The 19,050-nt window shown below is 71.6% G+C and carries 15 protein-coding genes; 4 read left to right on the top strand and 11 right to left on the bottom strand.

What is annotated here, in order from left to right; all coding sequences use genetic code 11:
• Positions 1-14: 14 nt before the first annotated feature.
• The 9 genes from ACH4U7_RS19765 to ACH4U7_RS19725 form a co-directional block, all read right to left on the bottom strand.
• The gene (locus tag ACH4U7_RS19765) at positions 15-1,337 is read right to left on the bottom strand and encodes a hypothetical protein (protein ID WP_398529158.1); all 1,323 of its coding nucleotides are present in this window, start codon (positions 1,335-1,337) and stop codon (positions 15-17) included.
• 122 nt (positions 1,338-1,459) lie between these two features.
• The gene (locus ACH4U7_RS19760) at positions 1,460-2,509 is read right to left on the bottom strand and encodes a glutamate ABC transporter substrate-binding protein (protein ID WP_398529157.1); all 1,050 of its coding nucleotides are present in this window, start codon (positions 2,507-2,509) and stop codon (positions 1,460-1,462) included.
• 5 nt (positions 2,510-2,514) lie between these two features.
• Complete coding sequence (locus ACH4U7_RS19755) at positions 2,515-3,957, bottom strand: hypothetical protein (protein WP_398529156.1); 1,443 nt, start codon at positions 3,955-3,957, stop codon at positions 2,515-2,517.
• 308 nt (positions 3,958-4,265) lie between these two features.
• Positions 4,266-5,294 carry an N-acetylglucosamine kinase gene (locus ACH4U7_RS19750; protein WP_398529155.1) on the bottom strand — a complete coding sequence of 343 codons (1,029 nt, stop codon included), beginning with the start codon at positions 5,292-5,294 and terminating at the stop codon, positions 4,266-4,268.
• Positions 5,285-6,547, bottom strand: coding sequence for a 6-phospho-beta-glucosidase (locus tag ACH4U7_RS19745; RefSeq protein WP_398529154.1), 1,263 nt, complete (start codon positions 6,545-6,547; stop codon positions 5,285-5,287). The genes ACH4U7_RS19750 and ACH4U7_RS19745 overlap by 10 nt, the downstream gene beginning before the upstream one ends.
• On the bottom strand, positions 6,544-7,446 hold the full coding sequence (locus ACH4U7_RS19740) for a carbohydrate ABC transporter permease (RefSeq protein ID WP_398529153.1): 903 nt from the start codon (positions 7,444-7,446) through the stop codon (positions 6,544-6,546). The genes ACH4U7_RS19745 and ACH4U7_RS19740 overlap by 4 nt, the downstream gene beginning before the upstream one ends.
• Before the next feature lie 24 nt (positions 7,447-7,470).
• A complete protein-coding gene (locus ACH4U7_RS19735) occupies positions 7,471-8,427 on the bottom strand; it encodes a carbohydrate ABC transporter permease (RefSeq protein ID WP_385610819.1) in 957 nt (318 codons plus the stop codon).
• 11 nt (positions 8,428-8,438) lie between these two features.
• A complete protein-coding gene (locus ACH4U7_RS19730) occupies positions 8,439-9,770 on the bottom strand; it encodes an ABC transporter substrate-binding protein (protein WP_398529152.1) in 1,332 nt (443 codons plus the stop codon).
• A 166-nt stretch (positions 9,771-9,936) separates the two neighbouring features.
• Positions 9,937-11,139 (bottom strand): ROK family transcriptional regulator, encoded by a 1,203-nt coding sequence (locus ACH4U7_RS19725; protein WP_089506823.1) that lies wholly within the window; start codon positions 11,137-11,139, stop codon positions 9,937-9,939.
• Between the two features lie 252 nt (positions 11,140-11,391).
• Between ACH4U7_RS19725 and ACH4U7_RS19720 the strand changes: the two genes are divergently transcribed.
• A complete protein-coding gene (locus ACH4U7_RS19720; protein WP_398529151.1) occupies positions 11,392-12,501 on the top strand; it encodes a trypsin-like serine peptidase in 1,110 nt (369 codons plus the stop codon).
• Between the two features lie 46 nt (positions 12,502-12,547).
• Positions 12,548-13,048, top strand: coding sequence for a hypothetical protein (locus tag ACH4U7_RS19715; RefSeq protein WP_398529150.1), 501 nt, complete (start codon positions 12,548-12,550; stop codon positions 13,046-13,048).
• A gap of 121 nt (positions 13,049-13,169) precedes the next feature.
• On the opposite strand, the gene ACH4U7_RS19710 is transcribed toward ACH4U7_RS19715, so the two are convergent.
• A complete protein-coding gene (locus ACH4U7_RS19710) occupies positions 13,170-14,282 on the bottom strand; it encodes a mechanosensitive ion channel family protein (RefSeq protein ID WP_398529149.1) in 1,113 nt (370 codons plus the stop codon).
• Between the two features lie 366 nt (positions 14,283-14,648).
• On the opposite strand from ACH4U7_RS19710, the gene ACH4U7_RS19705 reads away from it, so the two are divergent.
• Positions 14,649-15,185, top strand: a complete 537-nt coding sequence (locus ACH4U7_RS19705) for an HNH endonuclease (protein ID WP_014179649.1) — start codon at positions 14,649-14,651, stop codon at positions 15,183-15,185.
• A gap of 121 nt (positions 15,186-15,306) precedes the next feature.
• On the opposite strand, the gene ACH4U7_RS19700 is transcribed toward ACH4U7_RS19705, so the two are convergent.
• The gene (locus tag ACH4U7_RS19700; RefSeq protein ID WP_398529148.1) at positions 15,307-18,285 is read right to left on the bottom strand and encodes a beta-N-acetylglucosaminidase domain-containing protein; all 2,979 of its coding nucleotides are present in this window, start codon (positions 18,283-18,285) and stop codon (positions 15,307-15,309) included.
• 450 nt (positions 18,286-18,735) lie between these two features.
• On the opposite strand from ACH4U7_RS19700, the gene ACH4U7_RS19695 reads away from it, so the two are divergent.
• Positions 18,736-19,047: a hypothetical protein gene (locus tag ACH4U7_RS19695; protein WP_398529147.1), complete on the top strand. Its 312-nt coding sequence runs from the start codon at positions 18,736-18,738 to the stop codon at positions 19,045-19,047.
• The last annotated feature ends 3 nt before the right edge of the window (positions 19,048-19,050 follow it).

Raw genomic sequence — 19,050 nt, 5'->3', positions numbered from 1 at the left:
CGCGCGTGCGACGCTCACAGTGCCTCCCCCGTTCTGCGGTCCTGCAGCCCCTTCTGGCGCGGGACCAGGGCCTCGGCCGCGGCATGCTGGTAGCGCAGCACCGCCGCTTCGGCGGCGCGCAGATCGCAGGGCGCGCTCCACAGCATCCGGCGCGCCGTGTCGTACCGCTCGATCAGCAGCGGGTCCTCGGCCATGCCATGACGCGTGACCTTCGCCTTGTACGCGTCCAGCCGGCCGCGCAGCTCGGCGCGCACCGCCAGCGGCGCGGTCACCGCGGTCAGCGACTCCCGGGCCCGCAGCAACTCGTCGTCGGCGCGCTCCTCCAAGGACTCCAGCAGCGGGGAGAGCCGGTGCCACTGGGCGCGCCTGCGGTACTCGGCCGCCGTCACCAGCTGCTCCTGCAGCACCGTCGGCGGGCCGCTGACCGCCGGCACCTCGGACGCCGCGATCTTGGCCAGCACCTCACCACGCGCCTGCCGCGCCTCCGAGAGCGTGCGGTCCGCGCGGGAGAGGACGTCGCGCAGCCGCATAAGCCGCCGCTCCGCGTCCTGCCGCACATCGAGAACCGCCTCGATCTCGCGCCGTACGTCCTCCAGGGCGCGGGCCGCGGCGTCGTAGCGGGCGGTGTCGGGGCGGCCGCCGCCGGGCGCGGAGCTCGGCGAGGCGCCGGACCAGAAGGCGAGCGGATCGGAGACGACCTCGGCGCGCAGCGACGTCAACTCCGCCGTGATCCGCTCCAGGTCGTCGCCCGAGGGGTGCTCGCCCGGGCGCACCCCGACCGAATGGGCGAGAGAACGGGTGCGGCGCAACTCGGCGGAGAGCATGTCGATACGAGCGGGCAGCGCGGACCAGACGGCGTCGGCCGTGACGATGACATCAAGGGCCTCGGCGTACCACCGGTTCATCCGGACGACCAGCGCGTCCAGCGTCAGCTGCTCGCTGAGCAGCGGCGAGCCGGTGAGCGAGGCGCTGCTGGGCAGCGTGATGCCCGGGCCGCGCAGCAGTCCGGTGAGCTCGGCCAACTCGCCGGGCGTGGACCAGCGGTGGCGGGAGCGCACCTCACGGGCGGAGTGCAGCGCGTCCGTATAGGCGTCGAAATACGTCCACAGCAGGGAGATGGCCTGCTCGGTGGTGGCCCACCGGTCCTTGGTGATGCCGGTCAGCTCGGCGCCCTCCAGGAGTCTGCGGCCCGCGTGGTCCTGGAGGGCGAGCAGCGAGGACTCGATCGCCTCGTGTTCGGCTCCGAGCTTCGCCAGCACGCGGTCCACCTCCTCGCGGCCCATGACCGGCTTGTCGGGTTCCCCCGCGGAACTGGGGAAGGGTCCCGTGCCCCCCATCGATCACCTCTCTGTGTCCGTGCCCTGTGACCTACTGGATCCGTATTCGCTACATCCCTACTGCGTGCACTTACTGCGTGCATCCCTACGCGCGCTCGCCGCGCGCTAATCCTCGGCGGCTGCTAGTCCTTGTACGCGGGAGCCGGTGCCGCCGGATTCTCCTCCGTTCTGCCGAGATCCTCGGCGAGCCACTTACGGTAGGCCCGCATCCAGGGGCTGTTGTCACCGCCGGAGCGGTACGCCTCCAGCACCTTGTTGACCCGGCGTACCAGGTCCACATCGCTCTTGTTCATCGCCACGCCGTAGAACTCCTCGGTGAACGGCTTGCCGACGAGCTTGACGGACGGGTCCTGGGCCGCCTGCCCGGCCGCCAGCGCGTTGTCCGTGATCACGGCGTCCACCTGGCCGAGCTGCAATCTGACCAGGCAGTCCAGCTGATTGGGCACCGGGTCGACCTTGATCGCGCCCAGGTCCTCGGCGCCGTCCTTCTCCTTGTCCAGCTCGGCCTCGGCCGTGGAACCCTGCGCCGTGCAGACCCTCTTGCCGCGCAGCGAGGTGTTGTACCCGGTCACCGAGGAGCCCTTGGGGACCAGCACCTGCTGCCCGGCCTTGAAATAGGCGGTGGAGAAAGCGACGTCCTTGAGACGGTCGCAGTTGATGGTCATGGTACGGACGACGATGTCCACCTTGCCCTGCTGCAGCGCCTTGACCCGCTGACTGGTGGGGATGGCGCGGTAGATGACCGCGTCAGGGTCGCCGAAGATGTCCTTGGCGATGGCGCGCACCAGCTCGATGTCGAAACCCGTGAGATCGCCGGTGGCCGGGTCACGATAGCCCCAGCGGTAGCTGTTCTGGTCCACCCCGGCGATCAGCTTGCCCAGCCTGTGGCCGTCGACCTTCCGGTTCTTGATGCGCTGTATGGCCGGGCCGCTCGCGCTCGACGGCCGCAGACTGGCCTCCGGCCGCACACACTTCTCCGCAGTGGTCGCCGCCGTGGTCCGCGCGGCCCGCGGATGCACCCCGCCTCCCTCGCCCCGCCCGCTCCCGCCCCCGTCGCCCTGGTCGTCCAGCGCCGCGGGCACGAAGATCGCCGTAGCCACGCCCAGGGCACAGACGGCCGCCGCGGCGCCCGCTCGCACCGCTCGCCCCGCTCGCATCCTCACGCCCCCCATCGCCCTCACCGGTACTCCGACAGCCGGCGGCCTATGCCCAGCAGCGCGGCCGCCGCGCCCAGCGCGGCCAGCACCCCGGCGCCGAGCGCCAGCCCGGTCAGCGCGCCCCGCCCGTCGTCCGCCGCCCGCTTGAACTCCCGCTGCTCATGGTCCAGGGCCTTGGCCAGCAACTCGTCGACCTTGTCGAACGACTCGCCCGTGCTGCCCTCACCGCCGATGACCTTCTCCCGCGCGTCCTTGTAGTTGCCCGCGTCGTCGTCGGCACGGGCGGCCTTGTGGCGCACCTGCCACTCCCGTACGCGCGTGGTGGCCTCGTCCACCGGGGCGCGGCCCTCGTCGTCGTCCGCGAGGCCGCGCGCCCGGGCCAGCAGGCTGCCGGGGGCGGCCCCGGCCTTGTCGCCGCCCGCGACGCTTCCGGCGTCGGTGCCGTCGTCGCCTATGAGGCCGGACATCTGCTCGGCATAACCCACCTCGTAGGCGTCCTTGCCCTTGTCCTTGCCCTCCTCGACGACGACCGCGCCGCGCGCCACCAGCGTCAGGTTCTCGTCGCCGCGGGCGCGCAGCGAGTCGATCCGGGCCTCGTTGAGCACATGCAGGGACTTCGCCCCGTGGTCATTGGAGTCGTTCAGCGCGGAGCGGGCGAGGCCATGGCCGACCGCCAGCCACACCAGCACCACCGCCGAGGCGGCGGCAGAAGCGAGCAGCCCGCGGTTGAACACCCGGTTGGTGCGCAGAAAGTCACGCCGCTGGGCCAAGCCCAGGGCGGCCAGCGCGGCGACGCCGAGGCCGATCGCCGCCCACGGCCAGGACGTCGCCTCCTCGTAGTCCTCGCCCAGCCGCGCGGTCTCGGCCTGGTACAGCCGACCCGCGGCGGGCAGCAGCCGCTGCCGCATGATGTCGTTGGCATACCGCAGATAGGCGCCGCCCAGCGGCAGCCCCTGGCGGTTGTTGGCCCGCGCGGACTCGACCAGGCCCGAATAGACCGGCAGGAGCTCGCCGATCCGGCGTATCTCCTCGCGAGCGGTCGCCGAGCCCTCCGTATTGGCCGCGGCCTGCACCAGCAGCTTGGCGGCCCGGTCGACATCCGCCTCGTACCGCCTGCGCACCTCCGTCGGCTCCTGCCCGCCGGCCAGGAAGGCGCTCGCCGCGGTCGTGTCCGCGTCGGCCAAGGAGCGGTAGATGCTCGCCGCGTCGGCGCTCAGCGGCTGGCTGTGCTCCACCACCGCGTCCGCCGCGGTCTGCCGGTCGGAGACCTGCCAGGCCGTCACCGCCCCGAACGCCACCACCAGCGCCGCGAGCACGGCCCCGATGACCCGCAGCCGCCCCGGCTCCGTCGTCGCCGCGGCCCGGGCCCGCTCAACGCCCTCCCGCCACGCGGCCCGCCGCCGCCCCGACAACGCGCCCGCGGCGGCAGCTCCGGCCGCGCCGGTGGTCGGCGGGTATGCCACTTGACCTCCCCCTCGGTCCTGACCCCTCAGTCACTGTCGGCGGCCCGTCGCCCGATGCGGCGGGGGACAGGTATCCGGGCAGCAGTATGGACGCCAGCCGCCGACGAGCACACCGGTCGTGCCCGGATCTTGGCCCGATCGCGATCTTCGCCTCTGGGCCACCGGCCCCGGGGGTGTCCGCGTCGTCCTCCTTCTCCCAACTTCTCATACGCTTCTCGGCGCGCATCGGTTCCCAATTACCCGCCCCGACCTGGAAAATCGAGGTCCTCAGCCCCGGGCTCAAGGGGCTTCGGCCCCGGGCGCAGGGATCACCAGCCCCGGGCGTAGTGCGCGCGCAGCGCGGCGTACGCCGCCGCGGGCGCGCCCATGCGATCCAGACCGAGCAGAGCGGCCCCGAGCACCGGCGGCGCGGTGACCACCCTCGGCTCCGCCTTCGGGGCGCGCTCGGCAAGCAACTCGCGGACCCGGCCGTCCAGGAGCGGATGGCGCGCCGCGAGCACCCCGCCGCCGAGCACCACCGGCGTCTGCTCACCGAGCAGTTCGAGCCGGGCCAAGGCGACCGTGGCCATGGTGACCACCTCCTCCGCCTGCCGGGCGACGATCGCGCGCGCGATCTCGTCGCCCGACCCGGCCACCGCGAAGAGCACCGGCGTCAGCTCATGGCGCCGCGCCGGGGCGATCCGCCCCAGATGAAGCGCCTCGATCAGCTCATACATGGTGGCCAGGCCGAAGTGCTCGGGCAGGGCCCGGGCCAGGGCCGTCGGCGCGCCGCGGCCGTCCTCCGCGCGCGCCGCCCACCACATCGCCTCCAGCGACAGATCACTGCCGCCGCCCCAGTCGCCGGAGATCCGGCCGATCGCGGGGAACCGCGCGGTGCGGCCGCCATGGCCAAGCCCCGCGCAGTTGATGCCCGCGCCGCACACGACGGCGACGCCGGTCGGCTCGCCGTCGTCCGCGACCCCGGCCCGCAGCAGCGCGAAGGTGTCATTGGCGACCGCGACGCTCGACCCCCAGCCCTGAGCCGCCAACAGCGGCGTCACCTGCTCCTCCTCGGCCGGGAGATCCACATTGGCCAGGCAGGCCGAGACATGCTCGGTGGACGGCGGCCCGTCGAACCCGGCGGCCCGCGCCGCCCGCGCCACCAGCGGGGCGAGCGAGGCCACCGCGGCCTCGGCGCCCACCACGGGCGGCTGGAAGCCGCCGCCGCGCGCGGTGCCGAGGACCGCCCCGTCCGGGCCGACCAGCGCCACATCGGTCTTGCTGTTGCCCGCGTCGACCGCCAGGACGGACGCGCGCGGCGGGTGGGCGGTCACATTCTGGGACTGCTTCAGGCCCACGCCAAGTGCTCCCGGTTGTGTGCGATGAGAGTGTCGGTCAGCTTCTCGGCGTACTCGATCTGGCCGATCAGAGGATGGGCCAGCAAGGCGTCGAAGACCCGCTCCCGACCGCCCTTCAACGCCGCCTCCAGCGCCAGGTCCTCATACGCGGTGACATGGGCGACCAGCCCCGCGTAAAGGGGTTCCAGAGGGCTGACGGGCAGCGGGCTCGCGCCGCGCGCGTCCACGGCCGCGGGGACCTCGATCACCGCGTCGTCCGGGAGGAAGGGCAGCGTGCCCCGGTTGAAGGTGTTGACGATACGCACCTCGCCAGTGTCCCGCAGCAGGGACGAGGTCAGATCGACCGCCGCCTCCGAGTAGAAGGCGCCGCCGCGCTTGCCCAGCAGCTCGGGCTTCTCGTCCAGCGTCGGGTCGGCGTACATCTCCAGCAGCCGCCGCTCGATCGCCGCGACCTCGGCCGCCCGCGACGGCTTCGTCCTGAGCTCCCGTACGACTGCGTCGTGCTGGTAGAAGTAGCGCAAATAGTACGAGGGGACGACGCCGAGACGGTCGATCAGCGCACGCGGCATCCGCAGATCGTCGGCGATCGCGTCGCCGTGCTCGGCCAGCAGCTTGGGCAGCACATCCTCGCCGCCCGGGCCGCCCAGCCGCACCGCGCGCTCCCAGGTGAGGTGGTTGAGGCCCACATGGTCGAGCGACACCTCGTCCGGGGCCACGCCCAGCAGCTTCGCGAACTTCCGCTGGAAGCCGATCGCGACATTGCACAGCCCGACCGCCCGGTGCCCCGCCGTCAGCAGCGCGCGGGTCACGATGCCGACCGGGTTGGTGAAGTCCACGATCCACGCGTCGGGATTGCGGCGGCGCACCCGCTCGGCGATGTCCAGCACCACCGGAACCGTGCGCAGCGCCTTGGCGAGCCCGCCCGCGCCGGTGGTCTCCTGCCCGACGCAGCCGCACTCCAGCGGCCAGGTCTCGTCCTGGTCGCGGGCGGCCTGCCCGCCGACGCGCAGCTGCAGCAGAACCGCGTCCGCGCCGTCCACGCCCGCGTCCAGGTCGTCCGTCCAGGAGATCCGGCCGGGGTGGCCCTGCCTGGCGAAGATCCTCCGCGCCAGCCCGCCGACCAGCTCGAGGCGGTCGGCGGCCGGGTCGACCAGGACCAGCTCCTCCATCGGCAGCACATCCCGCAAGCGGGCGAATCCGTCGACGAGTTCGGGGGTGTAGGTGGATCCGCCACCCACCACTGCGAGCTTCAACCCTTGACTCCTGTCAGTGTGACGCCTTCGACGAAGGCTTTCTGAGCGAAGAAGAAGACGATGATGACGGGGGCCATGACGAGCAGTGTCGCGGCCATCGTCAGATTCCAGTTGACGCTGTGCGCGCTCTTGAAACTCTCCAGGCCGTACGACAGCGTCCAGGCGCCCGGATTCTGCGCGGCGTAGATCTGCGGGCCGAAGTAGTCGTTCCAGCAGTAGAAGAACTGGAACAGCGCCACGGCCGCGATGCCCGGCTTGGCCATGGGCACGATGATCCGCAGCAGCGTCCGCAGCTCCCCGCAGCCGTCCACCTTCGCGGATTCCAGGTATTCCCCGGGGATCGTCAGCAGGAACTGCCGGAGCAGAAAGATGGAGTACGCGTCACCGAACGCCATCGGAATGATCAGCGGCCACAGCGACCCCGACAGATGGAACTGCTGGGCCCACACCAGATACATCGGCACCACCACGACCTGCGGCGGCAGCATCATCGTGGAGATGACCAGGATCATGGCGGTGCGACGGCCACGGAAGCGGAATTTGGCGAGCGCGTAGGCGACCGGCACCGAGGAGATCAGCGTGAACGCCGTGCCGAGTCCGGCGTATATCAGGGAATTGCGCCACCAGTCCAGAAAACCGGGGGTGTTGAAGACCTCGGTGTAATTGGACCAGTGCCATGCGTTGGGCCACAGATCGCCGCTCATCGCCTGGCTGTCACTCATCACCGAGGTCAGAAAGACGAAGACGAACGGCAGCACGAAGAACAGCGCGGCGGCGATGGCGACCGCGTGCACGGCGATCCAGTGCAGTACGGCCTTGCGGCGGGCGGCCGGGGCAGAGGAGGGGCGGTCGGCGGGCCGTACCGGCGCGGACGGTGCCGAGAGGGTCGTGGTGGTCATATCGGTTGGTCCTCTCAAGCCTTCTCAGTCGTCCGCCGACAGCAGGCCGGCTCGCCGGCGCATCAGCAGGGTGGTGACGGCCATCGCGATCGCGAAGAGCACGAGCGAGAGCACACAGGCGGCCCCGGTGTTGAAGTTCTGGAAGCCGAGCGAATACACGAGCTGTGGCACCGTGAGCGTGGAGTGGTCGGGGTAGCCGGGCTGGATGACCGAGCCAGGGCCGATACTGACCCCCGAGGCCAGCTTCCCGGCGACCAGGGCCTGGGTGTAGTACTGCATGGTCTGCACCACACCCGTCACCACCGCGAACATCACGATAGGCGTGATCGACGGCCAGGTGACATAGCGGAACCTGGTGAACGCCCCGGCGCCGTCCAACTCCGCCGCCTCGTACTGCTCCTTCGGCACATCCAGCAGCGCGGCCATGAAGATGACCATCAGATCGCCGATGCCCCACAGGGACAGCAGCACCAGCGAGGGCTTGGCCCAGGCCGGGTCGTTGAACCAGTTCGGCGCGTCAATCCCGATCTTGCCGAGAATGTCGTTCACCGGGCCGGTGCCGGGGTTGAGAAGAAAGACGAACGCGACGGTCGCGGCCACCGGAGGGGCGAGATAGGGGAGATAGAAGGCGGTGCGGAAGAAACCGACGCCCGACTTTATCTTGGTCACCAGCAGCCCGATACCCAGACCGAACACAACGCGCAGCGCGACCATCACCACGACCAGCCACAGTGTGTTCCACAGCGCCGGGCCGAACAGCGGCATCTGCTCCAGCACATACCGCCAGTTGCGCAGGCCCACGAAGGTCGGCGCCTTGATCTGGTTGTAGTGCATAAAGGAGAAGTAGATGGTGGCGATCAGCGGATAGCCGAAGAAGACGGTGAAGCCGACCAGCCAGGGAGAGAGAAAACCGAGGGTGCGGAGCCGCTTGCGCAGATGCTTACGGCGCAGGGCGGGGGCGTTTGTTGTCATCGTGGCCATGTCGCCCTCCGTCAGTCCTGCGCCTGGAGAATATCGGCGTCTATCTGGTCGTCCAGTTCCCTGAGCCCCTTGTCCAGGTCATGGACCTTCCCCGCCTCCACGTTGTACGAGAAGTCCTGCAGCGAGGTCACGTACTGGCCGCCGTTGATCGAGGGCGGAAGGGCGTTGCTGTACTTGTTCTGCGCGATATCGAGGAAGGCGCGGAAGGTCGGATCCGAGTCCAGCTTGGGGGAGGCGAGCGCCGCCTTGGTGGACGGCACATTGTGAATGGCGTTGGCGAAGGTGACCACCTGATCGGTGTCGGCGGTCAGAAAGCGCACCAGTTCCCAGGCGGCGTTCTGGTGCTTGCTGCTGTGCGCGATGCCCGTGACGGTGCCCGTGAGATAGCCCCGGCCATAGGTGTCGGCCTGGTCGTCGGGCACGGGCAGCGGGGCGGTGCCCCATTTGAACTTCGCGTCCTTGAGGAAGAGGCCGCGCCATTCGCCGTCCAGATGCATGGCCAGCTTGCCGGTCAGAAAGGCGTTCTGGGAGGAGAATTCATCGCCGAAGGAGGTACGGAAGGTCTCCAGCGGGCCGTATCCGCCCTGCTCTTGGATCAGGTCCCGGACGGTGGCGTAGAACTCCTTGATCTTTCCTTCCTTCGTCAGCCGCGACTTTCCGTCCTTGTCGAAGTACGTCGGACCCCACTGGGCGAAGAGCCGGTCCGGACTGTTCTGATAGAGCCGGAAGTTCGGCATGAAGCCGACCCGCTCGTAGCCGCCGCCCTTGGTGCGCCTGGTCAGCTTGGCGGCGTCCCGCTTGAGCTCCGACATGGTGCGCGGGGGGCGCGCGATGCCCGCCTCCTTGAAGGCGTCCTTGTTGTAATACATGCCGTACGCGTCGGCGAGCAGCGGCAGCGCGCACTGCTTGCCCTCGTAACTGGTGTAGTCCAGCAGCGTCTTGGGGAAGACCTTTTCCTTGTCGAGGCCGGTCTTCTTCATGAACGGGTCGAGATCGGCCCACATACCGGACGAGCAGTACTGGCCCACGTTGTTGGTGGTGAAGGACGTGACGACGTCGGGGGCGTCGCCGCCACCGGCCCGTAGCGCCTGGTTGATGGTCTCGTCAGTGACATTGCCGACGGACTTCACCTTGATATTGGGGTGGAGCTTTTCGAAGCGGGCGATGCTCGCGTTGATCGCCTTGACTTCGTTCTGCTCCGACCAGCCGTGCCAGAACCTGAGCGTGACCGGTTTGGTCGGATCGTCTTCGGCGCTGCCGGTGCTCGGGTTGGCGCAGCCCGCCAGCAGCAGGGCGGCGGCGCAGAGCGCTGACCCGAGATGGGCCAATGATCGTCGTGGCATGGACGGACTTCCTTGTGCACGGGGGAAACGGCAGGGGAAGCGGCGGTGCGGGGCGCCGGGCGGGGGGGTTGGGTACGGCGATTGGGGACCAGGTGTTGTCGGGGACGGGCGGAACCGGGAAGGCCTGGGCGGTGTACCGGTAGGAGAGGGATGGGGCGGGACGGGGTCAGGCGGTGTCGAAGACGGTGTGACGGGCATCGGCGAGCGCCGTCTGCAGCGCGCCGATGAGAATCGGATCCCCCTCGACGGCGCTGATCCGCAGCTGCGGCCGGGGCAGCGCGAGCCCGGTCATCTCGGCCTCGACCAGCTCCCGCAGCCGCTCCCCGCCGGCCTGGGCGACCTGCCCGGAGAGCACCACCAACTCCGGGTCGACCACGGCGACGACCGAGGCGAGCCCGGTGGCCAGGCGGCGGGCCAGCTCGGTGAGGACGGCGTCGCCCGCGCCGGGTGTGCGCAGCGCGGAGGCGAGTGCCTTGGTGGCGGTGGGCGCCTGGATACCGTGCTCCCGGGCCAGTTCGACCACGGCGGGGGATCCGACCAGCTTCTGGAAGCCCCCGCCCCCGTCCGGCCGCGCGGCGCTGTCGTCCCCGCCACGCGCGAGCGGGGCACCCGGCAGCGGCATATAGCCGATCTCCCCGGCGCCGCCGGTCGCCCCGCGCAACAGGGTGCCGCCGAGCACGATGGCCGCGCCGACGCCCTCGTCGGCCCAGACCAGCGCGAAGTCGTCGAAGTCCTGTGCGGTGCCGTGGTGCTGCTCGGCGACGGCCGCGAGATTGACGTCGTTCTCGATCACCAGGGGCGTGCCCAGCACCTCGGCCAGCTCGTCCCGCATGGTGCGGGACTGCCAGCCCGGCAGGTGGGGTGCGTAGCGCAGCACCCCGGTGTGCGGGTCGAGCGCGCCGGGGGTGCCGATCACCGTCTGCCGCAGATCGTCCCGGGCGAGCCCGGCGGCGGCCAGCGCGCCGTCCACAGCCTCGGCGACGAGCTCGCCGGTGCGGTTGCGCACCGACTCGGCGGTCGCCTCGGCGTTCACCCGGTGCTCGCCGAGGACCTGGCCGGTGATGTCGGCGACGGCGGCGGTGATGCCCTCCTGGTCGACGGCGAGCGCCGCGACATGGGCGGCGGCCGGGTTGATCTCGTACAGCTGGGCGTTGGGCCCGGGGCGGCCGGTGACGTTCCCGGTCGTCCGGACCAGTCCCGCGGCTTCCAGCCGGGTCAGCAGCTGGGAGGCGGTGGGCTTGGAGAGCCCGGTCAGCTCGCCGAGCCGGGTCCTGGTCAGCGGCCCGTGCGCGACCAGCAGTTCGAGCGCGGCCCGGTCGTTCATGGCGCGCAGCACGCGCGGCGTTCCCGGAGTGCCTGATGCGGCCATGGTGGGTGCCCCCGTATCGCTCGAGTTCTCTGTTAAGAAACTTTCCTATTGATGAACAGCAAGGTAAGGCGCGGGGCGGTGAGGCGTCAATGGGTGCGGCCGGGTGAGTGGGGGCATGGCCGTCGGCCGGTGCGGGCCGGGGCGGCGGGAGCGGTGTGGGCCGGGCGGGCCGGGGCCGGAGGCGAGGGTTCCTCCAGCGGCGGTCCAGCGGTGCCTGCCACGGTCGCGGGCAATCGATGGAACGGGGAGCGCATGAAAACAACCTCACGAGGGCCGCTCGCGGTGCTCATCGCAGTGCTGCTCGCGGTCGCCGCCGGGGCCGGCGGCGCGCGCGCCGCGTCGGACGGCCCGCACGGGTCGGGCGGCCAGGGCAGCCCAGTCGGGTCGGCCGGGCAGGGCGGGTCGGACGGCCAGGGCGGATCGAGCGGCCCGGCCGGGGTGCATGGCGCGGGCGGGGCGAGCGGCGCGGGCGCGGCCTCGGCGGCGCTGACACAGGCCGGGGGCGGCCGGGACGCCGCCCGGGCCGAGGCCGCCGAGGCGGTCCGGGCCTACTGGACGCCGGAGCGGATGCGGCACGCCGCGTATCAGGGCAGCGGTCCGTCCCGGGGCGCCATCGAACACGCCCAGCGGCAGCTCGCGGACCCAGCCAACCCCGCCGACGAGCCCGGCTCCGTACCCCCGGCGGCGGCGAGCATCCCGGGGGCGCCCACCGCGGCCGACGAGATCCCGATCCGCGTCGGGCGGATCCTGTACGTCGATCCGTTCGACGGCAAGGACAAGGCCTGCGACGGCAACGCGCTGAACAGCGGCTCGCGCCGACTGGTGGTCACCTCCGGGAGCTGTGTGTACAGCCGGGCCGCGCACGCCTGGATGAACAACTGGGTGTTCATTCCCGGCTACTTCAGGGGGAACGCGCCCTACGGCAAGTTCGTCGGCGACTGGGGATACACGTTCAACGCGTGGATCGACGACGGCAATATGAACTACGACTTCGGGCTGGCGACCACCCACCCCAACGAGTCCGGCCAACGGCTCGTCGACAGGGTCGGCGGCGACGGCTTCGCCTGGAATCAGCCCAAGGAAGAGTTCGTGAGCGCCAACGGATACTCCGTCAACGGGCAGATCCCCTCCGGGTGCGGCGGCTACACCCGCCCCGCCTCCTTCGGGGGCATCGAGCTGCCCTGCGCCCCGTCGGACGGCGGGCTCTCCCGGGGCGGCCGCTGGCTGATGGACGTCGACCCCGACACCACCCTCGGCCACGTCAACGGCGTGACGAGCATCCACCAGCCCAGCGGCTGGCTCCAGAGCCCCTACATCAACACCGAGTTCAGGGACTTCTTCTACCGGGTCGCCGACAGCTGACCCACGGCTGGCACGACGCCGTCCACACCGGAATTGAGGAACCATCATGCGCGCTCCCAGGACCCTGAAGACGCTCGCCGTCCGCGCCGCGCTCGCGGTGGGCACGGCCCTGGCGGTCTCCACCACCCTCCTCGTCCCCGCCACCCAGGCCGCGGCGGCGCCCGCGGCCGTCGCGCGGGTGGCCGCCGGGCCCACGCTGATCAGCTACGACATCCAGTCCAAGACCCTCACCGGCAGCGGTTTTCTGCCCAGCCACCGGGTGTGGGTCAGGACCGCCGTCTCGGGTTCGGTGCCGACCTGCGGCACCGTCACCCTCTCCGACCTCCGCACCAGCCCCACGCTGCTGCAGACCACCTCCGACCCCTCCGGGAACATCTCCGTCCCGGTGGACCCCAAGGCCACGCTGCCGCCGCTGCTGGTCTGCCCCAACCCGATCGTCTATCTCTACGGGGCGTATCCGGGCGAGCAGGTCCACTTCAGCGCCCACGACGAGCGCTATGAGAACGGCCGTCTGGTCTGGAGCAACACGCTGACCGTCACGGCCTGAGACCCAGCGCAGCGAGACCCCGTACGCACAGCCGCGCGACCACCGCGGCTGTGCGTACGGCTGTTTCCCGGTCCTGCTTCTCGGCGCTGCTTCTCGGCCCTGCTCCTCGGCTACGGCGCGGCTACTTCTGGATGGGCGGCGTGGCCGGCGGCGGGATCGGGGTGGTGGCCAGGGACTGCGGGGAGTCCGGGTTGGACAGGGCCGACGGCGCCGCGACGGTCGTCGTCGTGGCCGGGTTGGCGGCGTCCTCGGGCTGCAGATCCGGGTCCAGGGGGCGGCCGACGATGCGGATCCCCGCCTCGTCCAGCGCCTTCTTGATCCGCCAGCGCAGCTCGCGCTCGACGCCGAGCGCCTTGCCCGGCATGGTGCGCGCCGTCACCTTCACGACCATGGAGTCCAGGTAGACCGCGTCCAGCCCGAGCACCTCGATCGGCTCCCACAGCCGCTCGTTCCAGGGCTCTTCCTTGGCCATGTCCACGCCGACCTGCGTGATCAGCGCGCGGACCTGCTCCAGGTCCTCGTCCGCGCGGATCTGGACGTCCACGCCGGCCGTGGCCCAGCCCTGGCTGAGGTTGCCGATCCGCTTGACCTCGCCGTTGCGCACGTACCAGATCTCGCCGTTGTCACCGCGCAGCTTGGTGACGCGCAGCCCGACCTCGATCACCTCGCCGGAGGCCACCCCGGCGTCGATCGAGTCGCCGACCCCGTACTGGTCCTCCAGGATCATGAACACGCCGGACAGAAAGTCGGTGACCAGGTTGCGGGCGCCGAAACCGATGGCCACACCCGCGACACCGGCGCTGGCCAGCAGCGGTGCCAGATTGATCTGCAGCGTCGACAGGATCATCAGCGCCGCGGTGCCCATGATCAGGAACGAGGCGACGGAGCGCAGCACCGAGCCGATCGCCGCGGACCGCTGGCGCCGCCGCTCCGCGTTGACCAGCAGACCGGCCAGGGCCGTGCCGTCCACGGCCTGGGCGGTGCGGTTCATGCGCTCTATCAGCTTGGTGATCGCGCGCCGCACCACGGTCCGCAGCACGAACGCGATCACCAGGATCAGGGCGATGCGCAGCCCGATGCTGAGCCAGGTGGACCAGTTCTCCTCCACCCAGCCCGCGGCGTTGGTGGCGCTCTCCTGCGCGTCCTTCAGCGTGGTGGGGGTGCTGGGATTGGTGGGAGTAGGCGTGGCGTCTGCGGCCGGAGCAGCGGACCAGAACACAGCGAGACCCTTCATGTGCGACATGCCCGGACGGAGGACCGGCGGGCAACCCCTCACACAGTAGCCGGGCCCGGGAATGTGCCGTTCCTGTGTTCGAGAGCGCGTGAGGGCGCCGAGGGGGCGTACAAGAGCGGGGTGAGGGCGTCAGTCGGGCGATTTCCGCCGCGGCCCCGGGCAGCCCGTGATTCTCGCCACTCTGATGGGTGTTCGCGGGCCCGGACGGCCGCCGAATTCCGCTCTTCCGGCGGTATGCGGGCGGTACGCGGAAATGCCTCTCAACCGTTAACCCGGTGATGGTGGCGTTCCGGCCGGGGTTCAGGGGAAACTGGGGGAGATCGTCCCGGCGCGAGCCACGCGCCGCCGGCGTACAAGGAGGCACCCGTGCCGCATGTCCTGGTCCTCAACGCGTCGTACGAGCCGCTCGGCGTCGTACCGCTCCGCCGCGCGCTCGTACTCGTCCTCAACGACAAGGCCGTCAGCCTTGAGGACTCAGGCGCCCTGATGCACAGCGCGACCCGTGTCATACCCGCACCCAGCGTGGTCCGCTTGAAGCGATTCGTCCGGATGCCCTACCGGGGCCCCGTGCCACTCACCCGCCGTGCCCTGTTCGCCCGCGACGGCGGGCGATGTGCGTACTGCGGTGGCGTGGCGACCAGCGTCGACCATGTGATCCCCCGCAGCCGCGGCGGCCAGCACACGTGGGAGAACGTGGTGGCCGCGTGTCGTCGCTGCAATCATGTCAAAGCCGACCGCCATGTCGCGGAGATCGGCTGGCGGCTGCGCCATCAGCCGGCGCCGCCGTCGGGCCTCGCCTGGCGGATCATCGGCACAGGGCATAGGGACCCGCGCTGGCTGCCATACCTGCAGCCGTACGGCGCGGAAGACGCCATGGCCCGGATCGACGGCAAATCTGCCTGAGACCGGGCCATCGTCATGTCTGCGCGCCTGCGCGGTGTATGCGCAGCGAGTCCGTGGACTGTGGCCCCCGCGGCGGAGCGGGGGCCACGCGCTGTACGGACCCGCGGCCCGCGGGGGCTCGTCAGTCCGCCGTCACCGCGTACGCCGCCACCGACCACAGGGAGTAGCCGAAGCGGGTGGCGCGCTCGGCGCCCTGGATGCGGATGAAGCGGGTGCCGGGGGCGTCCATCCGGACGGTTTCGTGCCCGCCCCGGCCGTCGGAGACGGTGGCCGCGGTGCGCCAGGTGCGGCCGTCGGCCGAGACCTGGACGCGGTAGCGGCTGGCGTAGGCGTCCTGCCAGTGCAGATCGAGCCGGCCGACCCGGGCCGGGCGGGCGAGCTCCAGCTGGAGCCAGGCGCCGTCGTCGGCGGGGGAGGACCAGCGGGTGGCGGGGTCGCCGTCGACCGCGGCGGAGGCCGGGAAGTCGGCGGTCTCATCGGCCGACGACGTCGCTTTCGTGCCGTCCGCGCGGGCCAGGTCGGGGCCGCCGGTGGGCGGGAAGGCCCGTACGGTCAGCGAGGCCTCCTGTGAGCCGAAGCGCACCGGGACGGTGAAAGTCCCCGCTTTGGTTCCGTCCGGGATCGAAACCTCGATCCGGGCGGTCGCGGTGGATCCGCGCCGGGCGGTCACCGCCTTGTCGGCCGTGACGCGGACGCCGCGCGGCGCGTGGACGGTCAGCTCGCCGTGGATGTCCTCGGGGCGGCGCGGGGTGATGTGGGCCTCGACGACGACGGCGCGGCCGCCGGTCTCGGCGTCGACCGCGTCCCGGGACAGCCGCAGCTCGGCGGCCGGGGTGTCGGCGAACCACGGGGTGATCTCGTGTACGTCGGGCGGTGTCGTGCCCGCCTCCCAGACCAGCCGTACCGCGTCGGCTCGTACGCCACGGCCCGCGAGCTGGGTCCAGCCGCTGCCGGAGACCGCGCCGAGCTTCCGCCAGCCCTCGTCGGGGACATGGGCCCAGACGGTGCCGGGCGAGGCGGCCGCGCGCCCGGTGAGCGCGGAGACGGCGGTGAGCGGGCGGGCGCGGTCGAAGCGCACGGTGACCGGGCCGGTGGGGGCCAGTGAGGTCGCCGCGTCGCCGTCGGCGGCGGCGCGCTGGGCCTTGGAGGTGTGCAGCGACTTCTGGTCCGCGGCGTCCAGGCCCGTCCAGGCGTCGGCGCGGGTGAGGGCTTCCTTCAGGAAGGGGCCCAGGACGCCCTTGCCCACGGTCACCCGGCTCTTCGTGATCTTCTCGTTCAGTTCCTGCACCGCGGCCCGGGCCGACCAGCTCGCCGCCCCGTCGCCGCGCGCCTGGGCGGTGAGCATGTCCACGGCCTGCGCTCCGGCGTCGCCGTAGCGCCCCAATTGGTCGAGCCAGGGGCCCAGTTCGCCGCCCAGGGTCGTATCGAGCCGGTCGGGGGCGTCCCGCATCGTGGTGAAGGCCGAGCGCAGCCGGTCCGCCGCCTGGTCGAGCCGCTGCCCCTCGCCTCCGGCGAGCGCCCTCCAGAATGCCTCGATCAGCGGGCGCAGATACGCGGACTCCTCACCGCCGAGGACCGAGGACGCGTCGTTTCCGGCGAGCGCGCGCAGGGCCGCGCGGGCGCGGGGGTCGGGCCCGGCGAGGTCGTCGACGGCGGCTCGCCAGGACTCCTGGGCGCGGTAGCCGCGCGGGTTCCAGGCGAAGTCCGCGGCGGTGAACAGCGCGATACGGGAGGCGGTGGGCTGCTCCATGGCGTTGGCGAGCAGCCCCGCGGACTGAGTGGCGACAGCCGGGTCGCGCCCGGTGTACGGGCCGAGGAAGACCCGGTCCTGGGCGTAGTCGTTGACCGGGTAGTTGTCCATGGTGAGCAGTGGATGGCCGAACGCGGCCCGGGCGCCGGCCAGTTCGCTGCCGGTGATGGTCTTGGGCACCACCCCGACGCCGGTCCAGGCGATCTCCACACCGGGGTCGACCTGGGCGGCCAGCGCGCGCCGGAATTCGGTGGCGCCGTCCTGGTAGTACTCGGTCGGCATCAAGGAGAGCGGGGCGGCGTCGGGGTGGCGCGCGGCCAGGTGCGCGGCGACCGCGCCGGCGACCTCGGCCTGCGCCTTGGCCGCCGCTTCGGGGCCCGAGCCGTAGGTGTCGGCGTCCGCCCCGCAGTGCCACTCGCTGTAGCTGACGTCCTGGAACTGGAGTTGGAAGGCGCGCACCCCGAGTGCCCACATGGCGTCCACCTTGCGCAGCAGCGCCCTGCGGTCCTCGGCGGAGGAGAAGCACAGCTCCTGGCCGGGGGAGACCGCCCAGCCGAGGGTGACGTGGTTGCGGCGGGCCTGGTCGGCCAGCTCCCGGAACTCCTCGCGCCGCTCGGCGGGGTACGGGTCGCGCCAGCGGGCCTGGCGGTAGGGGTCGTCGCCGGGCGCGTAGAGGTAGCGGTTCTGCTTGGTACGGCCCATGAAGTCGAGCTGGGCGAGCCGGTCCTGGTGGGACCAGGGCTGGCCGTAGAAGCCCTCGGTGGTGCCGCGCACCGTGGCGGCGGGCCAGTCGCGCACGGTCACCCCGGGGAAGGAACCCGCGCCGTGTGCGGGCCGGACCAGGAGCTGGCGCAGCGTCTGGACGGCGTGGAAGAGGCCGTCCGGGCCGACGCCGGACAGCGCGACCGTCGGCACCCCGGCCGCCCGGCCGGTCGCGAGCCGGTAGCCGCCGGAGGGCAGATCGCCGCGCTCGGGCGCGCCCAGGGCGCGCAGCGCGCTCTGCGCGCCCCGCCCGCCGACGCGCACCACAAGACCGTCCGCCAGCGGCATTCCCTTGGGTATGGGCTCGGTGGCCTCGTTGACGATGCGCGCCCCGGCGTCGTGCAGCAGGGCGCGCAGCGCGTCCAGTGCGTACGGGTCGGAGTCGGCGTCGGCTATGAGCGTGACCTCCTTGCTCACGCTCACGCCGGATCCCTGGGCGCGCAGCGACTGCGGGCGCGGCCATACGGGCGGCACGGCGCCGTCGCTCTCGCGGTCCGTCGTCGAGGTGCCGGGGGCGCCGCGATCCCCGGGTGCGGCGGCCGCCCCCGGCGCGCCGCCCAGCAGTCCGCCGATGACGGCGGCGGCCATGGCCGTGGCTCCGGCCGCCCTCGATGTTCGTCCTCGGTTTCCCCGCAACTGCACGGGCTTCTCCTCGATACGGACTGGTGGTTCGCCTAGGTGTAGCCCTGGTAGGCGCGAGCCCACCATCGCGCGTGTGAGGGTGTCAACGGCGGTGACCGAAGTGCCGGTAATGCCATGGTGTGTGGTGTGACGAGATGAGCACTGCGGCAAAGGCGCTGGGCGCCTTGTGGCGGGGGCGGGTCGGTAGTGGCCGGGGCGTGCGCCTTGACACCGAAAGTCTCACGCCGGAATGTCGGGTTGGTCAGTAAGCTATGTGCCCCGGACCCCTTACGGCCGTCAAATCGTCTGCTTCAGGGGATGTGAGCTGAGGCACGTCAGGGGGCCGGTTACGTCTGCGACCGCCTCGAGTGGGTAGGGCTGCCCTGTCCCACTGCCGACACCCTCACGGAGGCCCGTGTGGCCGCGTCAGCTCAGCTTCTGCTCTCTGCTCTCTCCAAACCTGTGCCCGAACCTGCGACCGGCATCGCATCCGGACCGGGGGAGCCCGACCCCTTCGCCGGGGTCACCCACCCCGACTGCGGCCTGTGCGGCCTGGAGGGGTCCGGGTCCGGTCTGCATGCGGAGACGCCGCTCACCAGTGAGCCCGCGCCCGCCGATATCGCCCCCCTGACCAGCGAGCCTCCGCTCGCCGCCGAACTGCCGCTGACGAGCGAGCCGACCACTGCCGCGTTCGGCGCCGGGGCGGGCATGGAGCCCATGGAGTTCTGAATG

It is taken from the genome of Streptomyces sp. NPDC020845 (assembly GCF_044334165.1).
Taxonomy (GTDB): domain Bacteria; phylum Actinomycetota; class Actinomycetes; order Streptomycetales; family Streptomycetaceae; genus Streptomyces.
Note: the sequence above shows the minus strand (reverse complement) of the source record. Positions and strands in the feature narration are given on the sequence as shown.

Coding starts and splice junctions, on each gene's coding strand:
- ACH4U7_RS19765 (WP_398529158.1), bottom strand. CDS start 1,337: ATGGGGGGCACGGGACCCTTCCCCAGTTCCGCGGGGGAACCCGACAAG.
- ACH4U7_RS19760 (WP_398529157.1), bottom strand. CDS start 2,509: ATGGGGGGCGTGAGGATGCGAGCGGGGCGAGCGGTGCGAGCGGGCGCC.
- ACH4U7_RS19740 (WP_398529153.1), bottom strand. CDS start 7,446: ATGACCACCACGACCCTCTCGGCACCGTCCGCGCCGGTACGGCCCGCC.
- ACH4U7_RS19735 (WP_385610819.1), bottom strand. CDS start 8,427: ATGGCCACGATGACAACAAACGCCCCCGCCCTGCGCCGTAAGCATCTG.
- ACH4U7_RS19730 (WP_398529152.1), bottom strand. CDS start 9,770: ATGCCACGACGATCATTGGCCCATCTCGGGTCAGCGCTCTGCGCCGCC.
- ACH4U7_RS19725 (WP_089506823.1), bottom strand. CDS start 11,139: ATGGCCGCATCAGGCACTCCGGGAACGCCGCGCGTGCTGCGCGCCATG.
- ACH4U7_RS19720 (WP_398529151.1), top strand. CDS start 11,392: ATGAAAACAACCTCACGAGGGCCGCTCGCGGTGCTCATCGCAGTGCTG.
- ACH4U7_RS19715 (WP_398529150.1), top strand. CDS start 12,548: ATGCGCGCTCCCAGGACCCTGAAGACGCTCGCCGTCCGCGCCGCGCTC.
- ACH4U7_RS19710 (WP_398529149.1), bottom strand. CDS start 14,282: ATGAAGGGTCTCGCTGTGTTCTGGTCCGCTGCTCCGGCCGCAGACGCC.
- ACH4U7_RS19700 (WP_398529148.1), bottom strand. CDS start 18,285: ATGGCCGCCGCCGTCATCGGCGGACTGCTGGGCGGCGCGCCGGGGGCG.